Genomic DNA, 1,676 nt, shown 5'->3' on the forward strand with positions numbered 1-1,676 from the left:
CAAATGCAGGTTTTTTTAAAATGTTTAGTCCATTATATCCGACGGCATATCGCCACGAATTTTCTGCCAAATTTCACCCGTTTGATGACCATATTTACGCATCATCGAAATTGCACCGTCGTGCTCATTATTTTGCGCTAATACAGTTAAATCTTTATAAAACTGGCGGGCAAGCTCGCGGGTACCCGGATCTGAAAAGTAATGACAACCGATTTTAGAATAGAACCCTCTAAAACCGTTTAAAATTAAAACATAAATTCGGTTATTACCTGCAACGGCCAATTCGTGATGCACTTTATAGTCATAATCAGCAAATGCTTGTGCCGTATCTTCAAGTTCGTGACTTAATGATAAAATTTCAATGACACGCTCAGGGTTAAGCTTAATTGCAGCACGGGTATAAATAGCACTTATATTTGTTCGTGCAGACAATAGCTGATCTGTCAACTCAGGCATTTTATCTTCATCTAAACGTGCTAACGTTTCTAATATATTTAAGCCCGACGTTTCCCAAAAGTTATTAACCTTTGTTGGTTTGCCGTGCTGAATAGTTAGCCAGCCGTCTCGCGCTAAACGCTGTAACACTTCGCGTAATGTGGTTCTTGTTACGCCAATTAACTCAGAGAGCTCTCTCTCAGCTGGTAGAATTGAACCTGGAGGGAAATCGCCATTCCAAATAGACTCAACTATGTATTCTTCAGCAAATCCTGCTGGGCTTTTCGCTTTAAAAATTCTCATCCAATTCCCACTCGAATTAATCTACAACGTTTCGCTTACGCGAATAACTGACTGATTGTACCAGACGAAACTCAACTAACAAGTAAAGTAAGATATATTGTTAAATTGAACATACACATCAAGGTAAAGTTACTGAACGGCAAGAGCGACTGGCCATTTAAAAGGAACAAAAATCGCTTTTAATAAAACAAATTCATTGAAAATATCAAATTACAATCAGGTTAAACATGGGAGAAATGTGCAAACAACGAGAATTAATTTAGTGGCTGAACTAACAGCCAATTGTAGACATTGAAGATTTTAAATGTCCGAAGTCAAGATTTGACTCCATTCACTTTTTATATGCAAAATACTCCGCAACTAGTTGAAAAATGGTGTGAACCATGATGCAACGTAAAAAATTAAAAGAAAACTATAAGCTAACAAAAAGCCTTTGAAACACTCTTTTAGATCTGCGGCTTCATGACCATGTTTTGCCTTTTTAAAGCCTAAATAACTAGGCACTGGGTAAGTAAGCATTACCGCTACAATAATCCAATTTGCTACAACTTTATCTGAATCGGGGGCATCGAAAATAAAAACTGACATGAACAACGAAACTGGCCACGCTACTATCGCGATAGCAGGTAAAAACGCCAAAGCTAATAATGGAATTGATAATGGATGGCTGTGAGTTTGCTGCATAATTTCCTTTGCATATAACGCCCTAATAATGGGCAAAAAATTGTTGGCTAAAATGTTGAGGAACGAAAACAGCCAACTGTTTTTTGTCCTTATTGATTAGCTTGTATGGATAATACATCCATCTTAATTACTATTTAAACCCCTTTCGGGTAATGTGAGACCCAGGCTTAAGCAGCAACTTAAGCTTTCCTTGTCGTAGTTCGATTGAGCAAAGGCTCCTCTGTTGAGAGACCGATAACAAGAACGAACGCGAT

The 1,676-nt window shown here is 37.9% G+C and carries 2 protein-coding genes; both read right to left on the minus strand.

Translation table 11 applies throughout. The features are described 5' to 3' along the window. Positions 1 to 24: 24 nt before the first annotated feature. Positions 25 to 738: a fatty acid metabolism transcriptional regulator FadR gene (gene fadR, locus P20480_RS12105; RefSeq protein WP_006793939.1), complete on the minus strand. Its 714-nt coding sequence runs from the start codon at positions 736 to 738 to the stop codon at positions 25 to 27. 360 nt (positions 739 to 1,098) lie between these two features. Continuing rightward, positions 1,099 to 1,422 carry a hypothetical protein gene (locus P20480_RS12100; RefSeq protein WP_008128449.1) on the minus strand — a complete coding sequence of 108 codons (324 nt, stop codon included), beginning with the start codon at positions 1,420 to 1,422 and terminating at the stop codon, positions 1,099 to 1,101. Between the last annotated feature and the right edge of the window lie 254 nt (positions 1,423 to 1,676).

The sequence above is a fragment of the Pseudoalteromonas sp. BSi20480 genome, assembly GCF_000241365.1.
Classification (GTDB): Bacteria; Pseudomonadota; Gammaproteobacteria; order Enterobacterales; family Alteromonadaceae; genus Pseudoalteromonas; species Pseudoalteromonas marina.